Annotated in this window: 18 protein-coding genes and 1 riboswitch; of the genes, 8 read left to right on the top strand and 10 right to left on the bottom strand. The window is 31.9% G+C overall.

What is annotated here, in order from left to right; translation table 11 throughout:
• Positions 1 to 51: 51 nt before the first annotated feature.
• Positions 52 to 1,659 carry a phosphoenolpyruvate carboxykinase (ATP) gene (gene pckA / locus ACQY6M_RS08350; protein ID WP_428740693.1) on the bottom strand — a complete coding sequence of 536 codons (1,608 nt, stop codon included), beginning with the start codon at positions 1,657 to 1,659 and terminating at the stop codon, positions 52 to 54.
• Between the two features lie 86 nt (positions 1,660 to 1,745).
• Positions 1,746 to 2,126, bottom strand: coding sequence for a DUF423 domain-containing protein (locus tag ACQY6M_RS08345; RefSeq protein ID WP_428740692.1), 381 nt, complete (start codon positions 2,124 to 2,126; stop codon positions 1,746 to 1,748).
• Between the two features lie 79 nt (positions 2,127 to 2,205).
• Between ACQY6M_RS08345 and ACQY6M_RS08340 the strand changes: the two genes are divergently transcribed.
• The 5 genes from ACQY6M_RS08340 to ACQY6M_RS08320 all read left to right on the top strand — a co-directional run bounded on the left by ACQY6M_RS08340 (position 2,206) and on the right by ACQY6M_RS08320 (position 8,898).
• The gene (locus ACQY6M_RS08340; protein ID WP_428740691.1) at positions 2,206 to 3,576 is read left to right on the top strand and encodes a saccharopine dehydrogenase family protein; all 1,371 of its coding nucleotides are present in this window, start codon (positions 2,206 to 2,208) and stop codon (positions 3,574 to 3,576) included.
• 143 nt (positions 3,577 to 3,719) lie between these two features.
• The gene (locus tag ACQY6M_RS08335) at positions 3,720 to 4,430 is read left to right on the top strand and encodes an endonuclease/exonuclease/phosphatase family protein (RefSeq protein WP_428740690.1); all 711 of its coding nucleotides are present in this window, start codon (positions 3,720 to 3,722) and stop codon (positions 4,428 to 4,430) included.
• A 196-nt stretch (positions 4,431 to 4,626) separates the two neighbouring features.
• Positions 4,627 to 5,571 (top strand): DUF2268 domain-containing putative Zn-dependent protease, encoded by a 945-nt coding sequence (locus ACQY6M_RS08330; protein WP_428740689.1) that lies wholly within the window; start codon positions 4,627 to 4,629, stop codon positions 5,569 to 5,571.
• Positions 5,572 to 5,689: 118 nt separating this feature from the next.
• Positions 5,690 to 5,876: riboswitch (cobalamin riboswitch) on the top strand.
• A gap of 187 nt (positions 5,877 to 6,063) precedes the next feature.
• Complete coding sequence (gene metE, locus ACQY6M_RS08325) at positions 6,064 to 8,388, top strand: 5-methyltetrahydropteroyltriglutamate--homocysteine S-methyltransferase (RefSeq protein WP_428740688.1); 2,325 nt, start codon at positions 6,064 to 6,066, stop codon at positions 8,386 to 8,388.
• Between the two features lie 81 nt (positions 8,389 to 8,469).
• On the top strand, positions 8,470 to 8,898 hold the full coding sequence (locus tag ACQY6M_RS08320) for an acyl-CoA thioesterase (RefSeq protein ID WP_428740687.1): 429 nt from the start codon (positions 8,470 to 8,472) through the stop codon (positions 8,896 to 8,898).
• A gap of 38 nt (positions 8,899 to 8,936) precedes the next feature.
• On the opposite strand, the gene ACQY6M_RS08315 is transcribed toward ACQY6M_RS08320, so the two are convergent.
• The 4 genes from ACQY6M_RS08315 to ACQY6M_RS08300 form a co-directional block, all read right to left on the bottom strand.
• Complete coding sequence (locus ACQY6M_RS08315) at positions 8,937 to 9,656, bottom strand: tRNA1(Val) (adenine(37)-N6)-methyltransferase (protein ID WP_428740686.1); 720 nt, start codon at positions 9,654 to 9,656, stop codon at positions 8,937 to 8,939.
• A 222-nt stretch (positions 9,657 to 9,878) separates the two neighbouring features.
• On the bottom strand, positions 9,879 to 10,538 hold the full coding sequence (gene mnmD / locus ACQY6M_RS08310) for a tRNA (5-methylaminomethyl-2-thiouridine)(34)-methyltransferase MnmD (RefSeq protein ID WP_428740901.1): 660 nt from the start codon (positions 10,536 to 10,538) through the stop codon (positions 9,879 to 9,881).
• Positions 10,539 to 10,545: 7 nt separating this feature from the next.
• Complete coding sequence (locus tag ACQY6M_RS08305; protein ID WP_428740685.1) at positions 10,546 to 10,965, bottom strand: hypothetical protein; 420 nt, start codon at positions 10,963 to 10,965, stop codon at positions 10,546 to 10,548.
• Positions 10,965 to 11,468 (bottom strand): DUF4920 domain-containing protein, encoded by a 504-nt coding sequence (locus ACQY6M_RS08300; RefSeq protein ID WP_428740684.1) that lies wholly within the window; start codon positions 11,466 to 11,468, stop codon positions 10,965 to 10,967. Before ACQY6M_RS08300 ends, ACQY6M_RS08305 begins: the two co-directional genes overlap by 1 nt.
• A 121-nt stretch (positions 11,469 to 11,589) precedes the next feature.
• Between ACQY6M_RS08300 and ACQY6M_RS08295 the strand changes: the two genes are divergently transcribed.
• Positions 11,590 to 12,639: a branched-chain amino acid aminotransferase gene (locus tag ACQY6M_RS08295; protein ID WP_428740683.1), complete on the top strand. Its 1,050-nt coding sequence runs from the start codon at positions 11,590 to 11,592 to the stop codon at positions 12,637 to 12,639.
• Positions 12,640 to 12,706: 67 nt separating this feature from the next.
• Positions 12,707 to 13,639: a TlpA family protein disulfide reductase gene (locus ACQY6M_RS08290; RefSeq protein WP_428740682.1), complete on the top strand. Its 933-nt coding sequence runs from the start codon at positions 12,707 to 12,709 to the stop codon at positions 13,637 to 13,639.
• A gap of 46 nt (positions 13,640 to 13,685) precedes the next feature.
• On the opposite strand, the gene ACQY6M_RS08285 is transcribed toward ACQY6M_RS08290, so the two are convergent.
• Positions 13,686 to 14,072, bottom strand: a complete 387-nt coding sequence (locus ACQY6M_RS08285; RefSeq protein WP_428740681.1) for a hypothetical protein — start codon at positions 14,070 to 14,072, stop codon at positions 13,686 to 13,688.
• Between the two features lie 10 nt (positions 14,073 to 14,082).
• Complete coding sequence (locus ACQY6M_RS08280; protein WP_428740680.1) at positions 14,083 to 14,763, bottom strand: HAD family hydrolase; 681 nt, start codon at positions 14,761 to 14,763, stop codon at positions 14,083 to 14,085.
• Positions 14,764 to 14,975: 212 nt separating this feature from the next.
• Between ACQY6M_RS08280 and ACQY6M_RS08275 the strand changes: the two genes are divergently transcribed.
• Entirely contained in the window at positions 14,976 to 15,188 is a 213-nt protein-coding gene (locus ACQY6M_RS08275) for a hypothetical protein (protein WP_428740679.1), read from the top strand.
• A gap of 2 nt (positions 15,189 to 15,190) precedes the next feature.
• On the opposite strand, the gene ACQY6M_RS08270 is transcribed toward ACQY6M_RS08275, so the two are convergent.
• Both ACQY6M_RS08270 and ACQY6M_RS08265 read right to left on the bottom strand, forming a co-directional pair.
• Positions 15,191 to 16,111 (bottom strand): ion channel, encoded by a 921-nt coding sequence (locus ACQY6M_RS08270; protein WP_428740678.1) that lies wholly within the window; start codon positions 16,109 to 16,111, stop codon positions 15,191 to 15,193.
• 88 nt (positions 16,112 to 16,199) lie between these two features.
• A complete protein-coding gene (locus ACQY6M_RS08265; RefSeq protein ID WP_428740677.1) occupies positions 16,200 to 18,233 on the bottom strand; it encodes a dipeptidyl-peptidase 3 family protein in 2,034 nt (677 codons plus the stop codon).
• Between the last annotated feature and the right edge of the window lies 1 nt (position 18,234).

Here is an 18,234-nt window from a genome sequence, read left to right as displayed (position 1 = left end):
CATAGTATTTACGCATAAAAAAAGCATCCGATTTGGATGCTTTTTAAAGTTTTATTTTTCTGCAGCTGGAGGACCTCCCGCTAAAATTTCATCATTCGCATAGTCTTCAAACTTTTTAAAGTTATTTCTAAACGAATCTGCTAATTTATGTGCAGTTTTGTAATATTCTTCGTCGTTGTCCCAAGCTTTACGTTGACTTAATAAGTCATCTGGAACACCTGGACATGTTCTTGGTTGTGCTAAACCAAATACAGAGTGGATTCTGAAATCTTCAGGAGTGCTTCCTAACTCTCCATTTAATGCTGCATTAATCATTGCACGCGTGTATTTTAATTTCATACGTTCACCAACTCCATAAGGTCCTGCAAACCATCCTGTATTTACTAACCAAACGTTCACACCTGTTTCTTTCATTTTTTTGCTTAACATCTCAGCATAACGAGTTGGATGTAAAGGCATAAATGGTGCACCAAAACATGCTGAGAAACTTGGTTGTGGCTCAGTAATTCCTGCTTCGGTTCCTGCTACTTTAGCAGTATATCCAGAAATGAAATGGTAGGCAGCTTGACCTGGTGTTAATTTTGAGATAGGAGGCAATACTCCAAAAGCATCCGCTGTTAAAAAGAAGATGTTCTTAGGATTTTTACCAATTGACGGTGTTTGGATATTGTCAATGTGATAAATTGGATAACTTACACGTGTATTCTCCGTGATAGAAGTATCTGCAAAATCAACATTTCCTTTATCGTCCATCACGATATTTTCAAGGATTGCTCCTCTTTTAATCGCTCCGTAAATTTCTGGTTCCTTTTCTTGAGATAAGTCGATTACTTTTGCGTAACACCCACCTTCAAAATTGAAAATAGTATTATCAGCAGTCCAACCATGCTCATCGTCACCAATTAAACTACGGTTAGGATCGGTAGATAAGGTAGTTTTACCTGTACCTGATAATCCAAAGAAAATAGCTGTATCATCATCTTTACCAACATTAGCAGAACAGTGCATTGGTAACGTATTTTTAAATACAGGTAAGATAAAGTTTAACGCAGAGAAAATACCTTTTTTAATTTCTCCTGTATACCCTGTACCACCAATTAATGCGATTTTTTTACCAAAGTTTAAAATTGCAAAGTTATGTTGACGAGTTCCATCTACTTCTGGATCTGCCATAAAACCTGGAGCATTAATTACTGTCCATTCTGGAGAAAACGTTTTTAACTCTTCTTCCGTTGGACGTAAAAACATATTATAAGCAAACATGTTACTCCATGGATATTCGTTTACTACACGAATATTTAACTTGTAATCCTCCTCTGCACATGCATAACTATCACGTACAAATACTTCTTTATTAGATAAGTAGTCAGTTACTTTATCGTATAATTTGTCAAACTTTTCTGAATCGAAAGGGATATTTATATTTCCCCACCATACTTCATCTTTCGTAATATCGTCTTTAACGATAAAACGATCCATTGGAGAACGTCCTGTGAACTCACCTGTATTAACAGCTATAGCTCCGAAACTGGTTTCTTTCCCCTGTCCCTTTTCAATAGTGATGTCGTGTAACTCGTCTGAAGTTAATTGATAACGAACCGTAGCGTCTTTTATGCCTAAGTTATCTAACGATATCTTTTTCGTATCAAGATTTGTCATCTTAAAAGATTTTAGTTGTGTTTAATTTTGGACAAAAATAGTTCTTTTTGATTAAACAGCTATATCATTAAAAGATTTTATCAACTTTAATTTTTAATAATTCTCTTAATAAAATTGTAAGTTAACAAGCCCCATCCAATAATTAATAACACTCCTCCTAAAGGAGTTATAAACCAAATTGCTTTTGCAGGAACATTCAATAAATAGATGAGATAAATAGAACCTGAAAACATTAAAATACCTGCAATTAGAAAATAGCTTATTCTGTTTTTCTCTTTACCACTAAACTCAACAAACGTATTTACAAAAAGCAATAATAATACATGTAAAAACTGATAACGTACCGCTGTTTGAAAACTCTCTAATGCTTCTGGTGTTAATTTCGCTTTTAAGGCATGTGCTCCAAAAGCTCCTAAGATTACAGCAATCATTCCTAAGACCGCCGCAATTGTTAAATTTTTATACATTTAATTAGTTTTTGTTTAAATTTAAACTTTTTTAGCGATATTGTCGCCTCAAATTTTAGATAACAAAAATACATTATAAATGAGAAATATATTGATTATTGGTGCTGGTAGATCGAGCTCTTCACTTATAAAATATTTATTAGATAAATCATCGCAAGAAAACTTACATATAACCATTGGTGACGTTTCGTTAGAGAGTGCCCAATCAAAAATTAACAACCATAAAAACGCTACGGCGATTCAGTTAGATGTTTTTAATGCTAAAGAACGTGCTGATGCTATTCAAAAAGCTGATATCGTAATTTCTATGTTACCAGCTAGCTTTCATATTGAAGTAGCTAAAGACTGTATTACCTATGGAAAACACATGGTTACAGCTTCTTATATTTCAAATGAAATGAAAGCGTTAGATGAAGAAGCAAAAGCCAAAGGATTAGTGTTTATGAACGAGATTGGTTTGGATCCTGGAATTGACCACATGAGTGCAATGCAAATTATTGACCGCATTAAAGACCAAGATGGAAAAATGTTGTTATTTGAATCATTTTGTGGTGGCTTAGTAGCTCCTGAAAGTGATACTAATTTATGGAACTACAAATTTACTTGGAATCCAAGAAATGTGGTTTTAGCTGGACAAGGAGGGGCTTCAATGTTTATTCAAGAAGGAACTTACAAATACATTCCATATCATAAATTATTCCGTAGAACAGAATTTTTAACTATTAATGGTAGTGGAAGATTTGAAGCCTACGCGAATAGAGATTCTTTAAAATACAGAAGTATTTATGGTTTAGAAGATATTAAAACTATGTACCGAGGAACCATCCGTAAAATTGGTTTTTCTCGTGCTTGGAATGTATTTGTTCAATTAGGAATGACCGATGACACTTATACTATTGAAGATTCTGAAAACATGAGTTATCGAGATTTCACCAACCTTTTCTTAGCCTATTCTCCTTCTGATTCTGTAGAGTTAAAATTCCGTTCGTACTTAAAAATTGATCAAGATGATTTAATGTGGGACAAATTTGTTGAATTAGACATTTTCAATCCAAATAAAAAAGTTGGATTAAAAAATGCTACTCCTGCACAAATCTTACAAAAAATATTGATGGATTCTTGGACACTTGAAAAAGATGATAAAGATATGATTGTAATGCATCATATTTTTGGGTATGAGTACAAGGAAGATAAATACCAAATAGAAAGTAGTATGGTAATTAAAGGTGATGATCAAACCTATACAGCGATGGCTAAAACTGTAGGATTACCTGTAGCCATGGCAACCGTGCGTATTTTGAATGGTGAAATTACCACCCCAGGAGTTCAATTACCTATAAATAAAGAAGTTTACGAACCTATTTTAAAAGAATTGGAAGACTACGGAATACATTTTATTGAAAAAAAAGTACCTTATTTGGGGTATAACCCTGAGAGTGTAAAGGGATAAGTTATTATTTTTAATCCTTTAGAATAAATTCTAGAGATTAAATTATGGCAAAATACAAAGCCTTAGTGTTTTTAATAATACTATCAATTCTGTTCGTTTGTTTTATTTCATACGAACAGAAAGACAGTATTAATCTCAAAATAATGTCATATAACATAAGTCATGGAGAAGGTATTGACTCGGTTTTGGATTTATCTCGTTCTGCTAAAATAATAGAGTTACTAGCTCCAGATTTATGTGGGCTCCAAGAAGTAGATAATCATTGTTCACGTTCAAACAATATTGGACAAACAGATTATTTGGCTAACAGAACAAAAATGAAAGGTACCTTTGGTAAGTTTATGAACTTTCAAAAAGGACAATATGGCATGGCAACGCTTTCTGCTAAACCTATTATTTCTACTGAAATATTTAAGTTACCTAAAGGAAAGTATGAACCTCGATCTTCAATTATTCATAAAGTTCAAATAGAAGAAGACTATGTAATTCTATTTATAAATGTTCATTTTGATTGGGTTGATGGTTCAGAAGGGATTAAAAATCGTTTAAAACAAGCTAAAGCATTAATAAAGCATATAGATAAATTAGGACTACCTTGTATTATTGCTGGTGATTTTAATTGCACACCAAATTCGCCAACTATGCAGTATTTTAGAAAACAAGGGTTTTCATTCGTAAATAAAGGAAAAGATAACTTAAGTTTTCAAGGTGTTAACAAAACTGAGATAGATCATGTGATATACAAAAACACTAGTACAGTAAATTTTAAACCTCAAAAAACTCTGTTATTAGACGAACCTATAGTTTCAGATCACCGACCTCTAGTAGTAGAATTGGAAGTAACTCTAAATTAGTTGCTTTTCGCAAAAGCCCTCAAACAATTTTTTTTAGCTAAAAACACATAGGCATCAATATATATTGGCGCTTTTTTTTTATGTCTCGATCTAAATAAACAGTTCAAAAATTAACATATTTTTATAACGTTTAAACTTTGCAAAAACCCAATCTTATAAATTATTTTGCGGATTATTTTATTTTTAAAAAGAGCGAATGAAACTAATTTTTACTACAATTTTTTCTATTCTGTTTACGAATATCTATTCTCAAAACTCTAATAAAATATCCACTTCTGATATTGACAATTTTTGGATTGCCTACGATAGCATTCAACTAACAAATGATTACTCAAAAAAACTGGATTTTATAAATAATCTTTACATTCAAAAAGGAACAATAGGCTTACATGCTTTTATGAAAGCACGAAATTACAACGATACTCTTTATGTGAAGCTAATAGATAAATACCCAAAATTCTGGAACTCTATAAGACCAAATACTTTAACTATTAAGAACAAAACTTCTGAGTTAAATAAAGTTGTTAAAAACTTAAAGAAACTCTATCCCGAATTAAAAGATGCTGAAATGTATTTTACAATAGGAGGTTTACGTTCAGGAGGAACGGTAAACAACAACATGGTTTTAGTTGGTGCTGAAATCGCTACTGGAACACCAGATGTTAATATGTCAGAATTTAAAAGAGACTGGCTTAAAAAAGTTTTTGCTAAACAATCTTTAGACAACATCGTTTACTTAAATATTCACGAATATGTGCACACTCAACAAAAAGAGAGTAAAAAAAGAGTTTTAAATCACAGCATTAAAGAAGGTACTTGTGATTTTATAGCTGAATTAGTACTTCAAAAACCAATTCAAACTCAGTACTTATCTTATGGTAGAAGACACAAAAAAGAGATTAAGGAGCTTTTCAAAAAAGAAATGTTTTCTGAAAATTCCTCAAACTGGTTATATAATGGGGCTAAAAAAGGAAAAAGTGCTGATTTAGGATATTATGTTGGTTATGAAATATGTAAATTTTACTATAAAAACTCTAAAGATAAGTCTCAAGCAATAAAAGATATTATCGAACTAAACTACAATAACAATCAAGCTGTAGAAGATTTCCTTAAAAAATCAGAGTTCTTTAAAAAAGAATAAAGTTATAACATTAAATCAGGTTAAAATCTCATAAATACAAGCATCAATTTATTGATGCTTTTTTTATTCACAGTTCTAAAAAAATAATACATACATTTACCTCGATAAGTTCTTTACATACTTCATCAACCGGAAAGGTTTTACTTAGCTGTAGATTAATAGGGAATCGTGTGCAAATCACGAACTGTCGCGCAACTGTAAGTAACACATCAAAGGTTTTTATCCTAGTATATCCACTGCCAAAAGCGGGAAGGATGATAAAAACTGTTATAAGTCAGGAGACCTGCCTATTCGGATATTGACAATGCTTTCGCGATTTGAAGCTTTTGGGTCATACCGATGATATATTTTTAACGCACACTTTCTTCTATGAAATGCTGTGCTTTTTTGGTATGTCATTATTTTTTCTCAAACATCTTACCGTTTTTAGCATTGCGAAGCATCTAAAAGAACTTTTAAAATTAATGTTTAATTATAAAAGTTTAAAAGAAAATGCAAACGCACATTCTTGGCTATCCGCGTATTGGTAGCAACAGAGAACTCAAAAAAGCCTGCGAGCAATATTGGTCAGGCAAAACTAGTTTACAGGAACTTCTTGAAACAGGAAGAAACATCTGTCAACAAAATTGGGAAACCCAACAAGAAGCAGACATAGACCTCATTCCTTGTAATGATTTTTCTTATTACGATCACGTGTTAGACATGACACTTACTGTTGGTGCAATTCCTAAACGTTATAATGAAGTCGCTTTAAAGACATCAAATTCTGAACTAGATCTTTATTTTGCCATGGCAAGAGGATATCAAAAAGATGACCTTGACATTACTGCTATGGAAATGACTAAATGGTTTGACACCAATTACCATTATATCGTTCCTGAGTTCTATAAAGATCAGGAATTCAAACTATTCTCTAACAAAATTGTTAATGAATTTGTTGGTGTTAAACAAACAGGAATTAATGCCAAACCTGTAATTATTGGTTTGGTTAGCTACCTTCTTTTAGGTAAAGAAAAAGAAGAAGGCTTTGATAAATTAGATTTAGCCTCAAAACTACTTCCTGTGTATATTGAAATTCTACAAGAACTTCAAACACAAGGAGCTGAGTGGATTCAGTTTGACGAACCTTTTCTAGCATTAGATTTAAGTGAAAAAGCCAAAGAAACGTATCAAGTTATCTATAATGAGATTAGAAAAAAGTTTCCTAAACTAAAGTTTATAGTTACTACTTATTTTGAAGGCTTAAAAGATAACCTTTCATTAGCGAATATACTTCCTGTAGATGCATTACACATCGACTTAATTCGTTGTGAAGAACAATTAGATGATGTATTAAATACTCTTCCTGAAAACAGAATTCTATCATTAGGAATTGTAGATGGAAGAAACATTTGGAAAAATGACTTTGAAAAGTCTTTACGCCTCATTCAAAAAGCAATTAATAAACTAGGTTTGGAAAGAGTTTTTATAGCTCCCTCTTGTTCTTTATTACATACACCTTGTGATTTAGAGTTAGAAACAACTTTAGATAATCAAATTAAACAATGGCTTGCTTTTGCTAAACAGAAACTTACAGAAGTAAGTTTGCTAAAAAAACTTTCAGAGAAAACAACTGACAAAGAAGTTTTAACTGCTTTCGAAGAAAACAAAAAAGCTATTGCTAATAGAAAAACATCAACATTAATTCATCACAATGATGTAAAACTACGTGTTGACTCTATTAACGAAACAGACTCTAGAAGAAAAAATAGTTTTTCAATTCGTAAAGAAGCACAAAATAAGGTACTGAATTTACCACTATTCCCTACTACAACCATTGGTTCATTCCCTCAAACTAAAGAAGTAAGAAGTTGGAGAGCTCAGTTTAAAAAAGGTATCTTAGGTAGTGAGGATTACAAGTATTTACTAAAAGAAGAAACTCAAAAAACCATTCAATGGCAAGAAAAAATAGGACTAGATGTATTAGTTCATGGTGAATATGAGCGTAATGACATGGTAGAATATTTTGGTGAACAACTTGCTGGTGTAACCTTTACAAAAAAAGGATGGGTACAAAGTTATGGTAGTCGTTGTGTAAAACCTCCTATTATTTATGGTGATGTTTACCGACCTCATCCTATGACCGTTTTCTGGTCACAATACGCTCAATCTTTAACTGACAAATGGGTCAAAGGTATGCTTACAGGTCCTGTAACAATTTTACAATGGTCCTTTGTACGAGATGATCAGCCTCGCAACATTACTTGTCAACAAATTGCACTTGCTATACGTGATGAAGTTAGAGATCTTGAAAATGCTGGTATTCGAATTATTCAAATTGACGAACCTGCTATTAGAGAAGGTTTACCGTTACGAAAATCTGAATGGGATAATTACTTAAAATGGGCTGTAGAAGCTTTTAAAATTTCTTCTTGTGGAGTAAACGATGCTACTCAAATACACACACATATGTGTTATTCAGAATTTAATGACATCATTCAAAATATCGCTGATATGGATGCAGATGTAATTACTATTGAATGCTCTCGTTCACAAATGGAATTATTAAACGCCTTTGCTGACTTTAAATATCCAAACGAAATCGGTCCAGGAGTTTACGATATCCATTCACCAAGAGTTCCTTCAAAAGAAGAAATGGTTGAGTTACTATTAAAAGCACAAAAAGTAATTCCTGCTAACCAACTTTGGGTAAATCCAGATTGCGGGTTAAAAACCAGACATTGGGAAGAAACGGAAAAAGCTTTGATAGCTATGGTTTCAGCTGCAAAAGAAGCTTCTACTAAACATGTCTCAAAAACTCTAGAAACAATCAACTAATATTAATTAACTTAAAAAGTGCCTAAAAATGATATTGTATCATTTTGGGGCACTGATTATCTCAAAAAACCTTAGTAAAAAATGACCACAGAAGAAAAAATAGCACAATCAGAAACCCGAATTTTTAAAGCAGTATTCCCTAACACCACCAATCATTATGACACTCTTTTTGGAGGAACCGCAATGCAGTTAATGGATGAAGTTGCTTTTATTACAGCAACCCGATTTTGTAGACAAAAAGTAGTAACCGTAAGTAGTGACAAAATAGACTTTAAAAAGCCCATTCCAGCAGGTACTATTATTGAACTTATTGGGAAGATTAGCCACATTGGAAACAAAAGTCTAAAAGTTACCGTTAAAATTTTTACAGAACAGATGTATTCACACCACAGAGAAAAAGCCATTGAAGGTGAATTTACCTTTGTTGCTATTGATGAAAACAAAAAACCTATTGCAGTAATAAAAACTGACACAGAGAAACTACATTGTTCACAACAAGAACATAATTAAACCAAATAAAGTTTTCGAAAATGTAACCACATAAAAAGTTACATTTTCAAATAAAAATCTTTCGTAAGATTAATATAGGCATCAGTATACTGGTGCCTTTTTGTTTCTATTACCAACTCTTCTTCTTGGATTGGAGTTTCTACAAAAGATAATTCTAATAAACTACGTTTGATTTCAGTAGTAGGAGTTCCTTTTACACGACAAACCCTGTTAACTTGTAAATTAAAGTTTTTAGCTAAATTTACAAAGCCTCCTTCTTCTTTAAAAGGAATAATAGTTGAAAACTTTCCGTTGTCAGATAAAATTTTGCTTACACCTTTTAATAATTCTTCAAAAGATAATGAACTCGTAAACCGTGCTTTGTTACGCGCTTTATCTTCCGTTTCATAATTATCTGTATAAAAAGGTGGGTTTGAAACAATTACATCATACACTTCTTCCTCTTCCTCCATTTCTTTTGCAAACTCTACAAAAGATGCATTGTAACAAAACAATCGATCTCCCCAATCTGATTGTTCAAAATTTTCTACAGTTTGTTCATAGGCATTTTCATCAATTTCAACTGCATCTATGGTCATGGCATCACTTCGTTGTGCCAACATCAATGAAATAACTCCTGTACCAGAACCTACATCCAACAACATGTTAGGAAACTCTCCTAAATTACACCAAGCTCCTAATAATACTGCATCAGTACCAACTTTCATCGCTGTTTTATCTTGATGCACTGTAAATTCCTTAAATTGAAATGGCTTCATCTATAAAAATCTACTCAATATATTTTCTGCATTGAAAAACAAATACAATACAATAATCAATAAGATAACTAGAAACAATCCTCTTTTCGGATTTCCTTTTTTTCTATTACCAAAACGTCTTTTAAATTCCATTCTCCTCTATTTGTTTAATGTGATTTTTAGCTAAATTCGGAATAACCTTATAGTATTTTTGTCGCTCGAAGCATTTAGCTACGCTGAATATTACTCACCTACTTTAGTAGCTCGTAACATTTCACGTTTTCCTGGAGGTCCAGGCAAACGTTCCACCTCAAAACCTACCGCTTGCATTGCACGTCGTACACTTCCTTTTGCCGAATAGGTAACTAATACTCCATCGGGTTTTAGCGCAGCAAACATAATTTTAAAAATATCTTCTGTCCACAAATCAGGTTGTACCCTTGCTCCGAAGGCATCAAAATAAATCAAATCAAAACAATTTTTATCTGTAATTTCAGAAAAAAATTGTTTGCGCTTCGTTAATGAAAAATTGTTAGTAATGTCGTGCTTCTTTTCCCAAGAAGTTTCGTGAATTTTTTCAAACAGTTCACGTTTATCGTTTGCTTCTAATTCTGCTACATAATTCAGTTTTACAACTTCCTCTTGTGCTACAGGGTACGCCTCTACTCCAACATAATTAACCTTCTTCTCTGTTTCTAACAGCATGATAAAACAATTGAGACCTGTACCAAAGCCTATTTCTAAAATTGAAATACTCTCTTGATCAACATATTTTAAGCCATTTCTAATAAACACATGATACGCTTCCTGTATCGCTCCATGTTTAGAATGATATTGTTCATTCCATTCAGGTAAATGAATGGTAGTAGAACCATCGGACGTTATGATTATTTCTCTTTTAATTGCTAAACTATTTAATTATTAACTTTTTAATTCTTGGAATTGGTCCCGTGCAAGTGGTCTGGTGACATGCTACACAACTATTAATTGCTTTGTTGAAGTTTTCTTTTAATGAATCTTTAGACCCTGCATATACTTGTTGCATGTTTTGTATATATAATTTTGAAAAAGCCTCAAAACTAGCATTCCTATCTGCAGGATCAGTTAAAACTGCATTATGAATATTTAGATAATTTTCAGGAAAACTTCCTATAGTTTCTCCTTTCAATATTTTATTTTTAATAGTCATGTTACCTTCATACATAGCATTCATTAAGGCTGCCATTTCTGAAGATTGATACATAATTAATTCTTCTTTGGGTTGTTTTTTTTCTTTTTTACAAGAAAAAAACAACAAAGACATCAATAAAACACCTAATACACCTCTCATTATTTCTTCATCAATACCCCGTCTGCCTCAAAAGCATAGGTATATTCTGGTTGTGTAATTTGAGCTATTTCTTCCGCTGATTTTCCGGCATCTTTTGCATAGTGTTGCAATTCATCAACAGAAATTTCTGTAACATAGGCTTTTCCATTTACTACAACCTCTTTACTATCTGAGTTTAAAGGCATAAAAAAGCCATAATCTTTAAAACGTACCATTGATTCTTTGTCCTCACCTAAATCTAGCTTCATCCAACACCCCTTTTTCTTACACACTTCATTTATCGTTGAAGCAAATTTTATATTTAGTGTGTCTCCTACTTTTAAGTTTTCAAACTTAGCTCGCATTTCATCTGCTGATATTGATTCTGTACTCGATATTGCTTTCCCAAAAGATGCATATTCAACTTTTGCTACTTCTGTATTAGTTTCTGTTTCCTTTTTTTCTGTTTTACAAGAGGTAAATACAATACTTCCTACCAAAGCAACCATCAATAGTCTTTTCATTATCAAAAGATTAAATTTAAACATATAACAAAGATAGCCATAATTGTTTAAGTCAACTAGCTAAGACATGAATATACCTCTAGTTTTTGTATCTTCGTAGCACTTCTAAAACAACAACACAATGAATATTGATATTGAGCTTATACAAGAGTCAAAAATAGACAAGGTAGATTTTAACAATTTAGCATTTGGAAAAGTTTTTTCTGACCATATGTTAGTTTGTGATTTTGCCAATGGAGAATGGAAAACCCCTAAAATAATGCCTTACGGTCCATTATCGTTTGAGCCTTCTGCAAGAGTTTTTCATTATGGACAAGCTGTTTTTGAAGGTATGAAAGCTTATAAGGATGATAATGATGATGTATTTTTATTTCGCCCTGATGAAAACTTTCATAGAATTAATAAATCTGGAGAACGTTTAGCTATGCCTCCTGTACCTGAAGAAGTATTTTTTGAAGGTTTAAAACAATTATTAAAAATTGATAATGCTTGGATAAAAAAAGGAATGGGTAATTCTTTATACATCCGTCCATTTATCATTGCTTCAGAAGGAGCTATTTCTGCTTCTCCTGCTGAAGAATATAAATTTATTATTATTTGTTCTCCAGCTCAATCATACTACGCAGGGGAAGTTCGTGTTCTTTTTGCTGAAAAATATAGTCGTTCTGCTGATGGTGGTGTTGGATTTGCAAAAGCCGCTGGTAACTACGCTGCACAATTTTACCCAACAAGCTTAGCACATAAGGAGGGATATCAGCAAGTCGTTTGGACAGACGCTAACACCCATGAATTCCTAGAAGAAGCTGGTACTATGAATGTATTTTTCAGAATAGGAAACAAATTAGTTACTGCACCAACTAGCGACAGAATTTTAGACGGTGTTACTCGTAAGTCGATCATTCAACTTGCTAAAGATTATAATATTGACGTAGAAGTACGAAGAGTTTCTGTAACTGAAATTAAAGAAGCAGCTAAAAACGGTGAATTAAAAGAAATATTTGGTTCTGGTACCGCAGCAGTAATAAACCCTATTAAAGGATTTAAACACCAAAATGACACTTTTGAATTACCAGAATTGAGTGATTCATATGCTTCATTCTTTAAAGACAAACTACTTAAAATTCAATATAATCTACTAGAAGACAAACACAATTGGAGAGTTAAAATTTAATTATTTCATCAAAAAAAGCTATATTAGTGATCAAAACTGAGTTTTTTTACCAAAAACCCCCAGAAAAATGAAAAACATTGTATTAGCATTATTATCAATTGGTGTAGGGTTTACTGTGGCTACTTTTGGACTTAAAAGCTATTCAAATTCTATTTCGGGAAACACTAAAACTATAACAGTTCCTAAAAAAACTGTTATTCCAGAGAAAGAAAAAGAAACACCTATCTCTTCAGAAGAAGAAACATCGACTAAAACTGATGATTCATCTAATGAAAATTTAATGGTTGAAGAAAACACAAAACCTTCATATTCTGTTAATGCAGAAGATATTCAAAAGAGTTTTGAAAATTGGGATGCCTACACAAAAGAAAACATTGACTTAATGTCAACATTTATTCCTTTGGATGAAAATGACGTTAAAATAGAAAAAGGAATGTTTTTAACTTTACTAAGAACAGGTGCTTACATACCTGTTAAGTCTGAAAAAGAAGGTAAAGTACAATACCAGTTAACCAATATCGAAGACTCTGCCGACTCTAAAATAAAAAAGTCTATTGCTAGTAAAGCTTCAATTGCCTATCAATATTTTAAGATGGAAGGTAAAAAGCTTCCCGAGTATAGTTTTATTGATTTAGAAGGTAAAGCTCATAACAAAGCTGATACTAAAGGTAAGCTTCTTGTTCTTAAATGTTGGTTTATTACCTGTAAGGTATGTGTAGAGGAGTTTCCTGAATTGAACGAATTGGTTGACAAGTACAAAGACGACAATATTGAGTTTGTTAGTTTAGCTTTTGACAAAAAAGATGAATTAGTTGAGTTTTTAAAAACTAAAGAGTTTAAATACCCTACAATTCCTGAGCAAAAAGAATACATGGCTAAGAAGTTGAAGGTAAAACAATACCCAACACATTTAATTGTAGATGCTAATGGGGTTATCATTAAAATGGTAAATAATGTAAAAACCTTAACTTCTGAACTAGAAAGAATTATGGGTAAATAATATCCAAAATGTATAAATAAAAAAAGCTCCTGATTAGGAGCTTTTTTTATTTATCTAATACTTCTTTAATGTTAGGTTTAAAATAATTAGGACCTTTCAATACCTTACCATCTTCACGATAAATCGGCTTGCCATCTTCTCCTAATTTACTCATGTTGCTTCGTTGAATTTCATTAAATACCTCTTCTATTTTCTCTTGCATTCCATGCTCAATAATAGTACCACATAAAATATACAGCATATCTCCCAATGCATCCGCTACCTCAACTAAATCATTATTCTGAGCAGCTTCTAAATACTCTTCATTTTCTTCCTTCATCAAATTGAAACGAAGCAAATTTCGTTCTTCTCCAATATTAGCTGTTGGCTCATTTTTGATTCCCAATCCAAATGCGGTGTGAAATTCATGTACTGCTGCTATTCTTTTCTTCATTATATATAACTTATTGTATTTGTAATTCTGTTTTTACTGTGCTAAAATTAAAACTATCCCAATCTTCAATATGACTTTTAATTCCTTCTGCCTTAAAATCTGGTAAATTCTTATTTCTAATTCCTAAAAAATGAATCCCTAAATTTTTAGCTGTTTTTAAATCCCAAATACCATCTCCAACCGAAATGATATTTTTAAACTCTTGAACTTGAAAATAGTTTTTCGCTTTGTTAATTGCTGAATTTACTATCTCCTCTCTAGTAAACAAACTATTAGAAGCTTCAACTAAACTCGGAACAAAGTTTATACTTGCTTGCTCTAGTTTAATCAATGCTGGTTGCAATAGAGAACCTGTAGCAAAGCAAATAGCATAATCAGTCTCCTTCATAAAAAAATCAACTATTTTTTTCGCTCCATTAATTTCTTTTGTTCTAGAAAAGGTTAGCATTGATTCCGTCATTTTTTCTTCAAATTTTGGAATAAAAGAAAAACTAAAGCTCTTATTCAAATTAGCCTCATAATTCTTCTTCAAAATATAACTATCTGTCATATTTTTGTAACTCTTCCAATCTTGATTGATATCAACAATACCAAAACTTTTCATAGCATCCATATATGCGCTTTGATGTTGATTTTCACTTTTGGTTAATGTATCATCAATATCAAATACAATTAAATTTTCCTTTTTCATTTAAGTCGCCATTTTTAAAATTTTTGCTAGCACTACTTTGAGCATCCAGTCTATAGACCTCCATCGTTTGAAAATATAAGTTACTCGTTTTTCTTTTTATTATTGAATAAATTTGTTGAAAGGCTTTTTCTAAAGAAACTATCAAAAATAATAGCTGTTTTAGTTTTCTTCATTCTAAAATCATTCTTTAACTTTGCTAAAAATACAATTTTATGTTCATACTTATTGCCGCTAAAATGTTTACTACAGGTAGAATTATTTTTGCTAGTTTTTTTGTTGTCGCTTTTATTGTTTTAATGTTTTTCAGCTATAAGAAAGATGCTAAAAACAATAAAGAACACTATCAAAATGGTGCTTTGTATGTTGCTATAGGGCTTATAGTAGTTATTGCTCTTTTATTCCTTTCAAAGCTTCTAACAAAATAGTTTTAATTCATAGACTCTACTTTACTCAACTTTTCGTGATCTAAAATAGTATATCCGTTTTCATCAAAATAGTATGAAGACACGTATTTTTTATCTATTTCTAGCGTAGAAAAATCGTATGATGAAATTTGATATACTTTTTGACCAAAAGATTCTTCATGATACTGTATTAAAACATACAGTTTTCCATCCATTTTTTCAATTTCTTGATTAGAATATTTACCTAGAGGACTTTTATCATCTATCTCATGAACTATTGTCCAAACCGTTGGTAAATACATTATTTTATCTCGCTCTAATTTTAACTGGTAGAATTTTCTTTTATATTCTCCATGCTTATCCTTTTCAGATATTGACAAAGTAACTGACACTTCAGGCTCTATCATAACTGTTTTACGACGGTTCATCAATCGAAACATTAGCGCTCTGTCTTCTTTAAAATCTCTTAAAATTAAATTTTCACTAAAACGAATTGATGCTTTTGCTTTCGAAAAACGCCCATACAACAAACCTGTAATGAAAGAGAAACTTAACAAACCAATCATTGCTTCAAAAGCAGCAATACAGTTTGCTGTAATTCCTTTAGGAGCGATACCTCCATACCCCACCGTAGTAAGTGTTTGAGCACTAAAAAAGAAACCGTTTAAAAAATCATCTATAAAATTACCTTTAGAAACCGTTATTTCCTCTATTCCTATCATCACATATACGATACCAAAAAGCACATTTAACAATGAATACCCAAGTACTATAAGAATAAAGAATTGCCACCAAGATAACTCTATAAAAAACGTATATAAGTCATCTGCGCTAAACTTTCTATTAGTGTGAATTACATTTGATGTACCATCTTTATTAACTATGGTTTGTGCGTTTTTTTGTGAATTATACCCAAACCCTGGATCTTTAACCTTTCTTGCCATGCCCTAATAATTTAACCTCCTAAAAATACAAAACCGATTCTTTTCAGAATCGGTTTTGAGTTATTTTCATAATTTCTAATTAAACTACTTAGTTTTTAATTGGTAAGAAATTATAGTTTTTAGCATAGAAATTCATTTGCTCTTCAAAAGTTTCTGGTTGCTTAATTTTAATATCAGTAATATTTCCTTCCGCGTCCATTACTGGTTCTAGCACTGGATTCACAAATCCGCTATAAGGTGCGTCTTTAAACTTTTCGTTGCGATCTAATACTTCTTTATGTAAATCTTGATCTACTTTAACTCCATACCCTTCTACTAATGCTTTGGCTGCTTCAAAATCTCCTTCTGACTTAATTCTTTGTGCCTCTTTTAATAAACGTCCAAAGATTTCACGAAGCTTGTTATAATCATTGATATTGTAATAAGTTTTACCATCTCTAGTAATTTTTTCAATCACATTATCTTTAGCTCCTTGTTCAAAAGCCCAAGCCGATACCCACTGACGATTTACCATGTGATCTTCTTCAATATCATCACCTAAATTAATTCTCACCAACTGAGTCATTAACCCATTTCTAATATATCCATCATAAGCAGCTTTTCCTACTTTTTCCCAATCGTCAACCAATCCTAATTCTTGTAATTTTGGATCCATTAAATAGTATAAACCAACTAAATCAGCTCTACCTTCTTCCATCGTAGATGCATAATTTTTTAATGTTTCTTTAGGTTGACCTACTCCATCATTAATTACTCCAGAAGCATGACCTATTACCTCGTGTAATGCTGTATGCAACTTATCTGCTAACTTACCGTACTTAATTTCTAAATCAATTTCTTCCTGATCATTAGCAAATTCTTTTAAACGGTCCGTCCCGCCTGCATTGTTGTATGATCCGATAATGTTACCTAGTGATACAGACTTAGAACCATGCTGTTGACGAATCCAGTTGTTATTTGGTAAATTTACTCCAATAGGTGTACTTGGAGATGCATCTCCTGCCTCCCCTGCTACATTTACCGTCTTATATGAAACTCCAACTACATCTTTCTTTTTATGGGTAGGATCTAATGTTGAATTATCTTCGAACCATTGTGCATTATCAGATAACACTTTCATCTTTTTAGACATATCAAAGTCTTTGATTTGTACGATTGTTTCATACGAACCTCTGTATCCTTTAGGATCATTATAGACTTCAATAAATCCATTAATCCAATCTATATTTCCTTCAGTAGATTCCGCCCAAGCAATAGCATATTGATCCCAAGTATCTAAGCTTCCTGTCTTATAATATTCTATTAAAAACTCTAAAGCTCTTGCTTGTTTTTCATTTTCTGCTACTTCTTTAGCTTTTTCTAACCACTTTATAATTTTATCGATTGCTTGTCCATACAAGCCTCCTGATTTCCATACTTTTTCCACAAGTTTTCCATCTTCTCTAACTAATTTAGAGTTCAAACCTGCTTCAATAGGTTGTCCTTCTGGTCCTTTATATGCAGTAGCATAAAAATCATCTACATCTTTACTAGTAATATCAGCTCCATAAAAATTTACTGCTGATGCTAACACATTATCAACTCCTGCTTTTTTATTTACCTTTTTCGCATCCTTATCATCAAAAATAACCTCTAATGCTTCAGCTGATAATTCTGTATTGGTTTCTTTTAATAACGACTCAAAGTACTCTTTAGAAAACTCTGGCTTTAATTTATCGTTTGAATAGTGGTGGTGAATACCATTTGAAAACCATACTCTTTTTAAATACGTTGTAAACGCTTTAAAATTTTCACTTTCTTTATCTCCTTTGAAATTGTTGTTGATATTTTCTAAAGCAGTTCTAATCTCAAGATTATGGCGGTAGTTTTGATCCCACATAATATCACGACCAGACAAACCTGCTTGTGTTAAATAATACACTAATTTTTTTTCTTTTAGTGTCAATTCATCAAAACCTGGTATTTGATAACGTAGTACTTTTATATCTGCAAATTGTTCTACAACATATTCAAACTCTTTCGCTTTTTTTTCTGCTACTTTAGGTTCTTTTTTGGCATCTACTCCACAAGAAGTTAACACTCCTACAGCAGCAACTGCACAAAACATTTGTTTTAGTTTCATT

The organism is Tenacibaculum sp. (genome assembly GCF_050290165.1).
In the GTDB taxonomy this organism is placed as follows: domain Bacteria; phylum Bacteroidota; class Bacteroidia; order Flavobacteriales; family Flavobacteriaceae; genus Polaribacter.
Note: the sequence above shows the minus strand (reverse complement) of the source record. Positions and strands in the feature narration are given on the sequence as shown.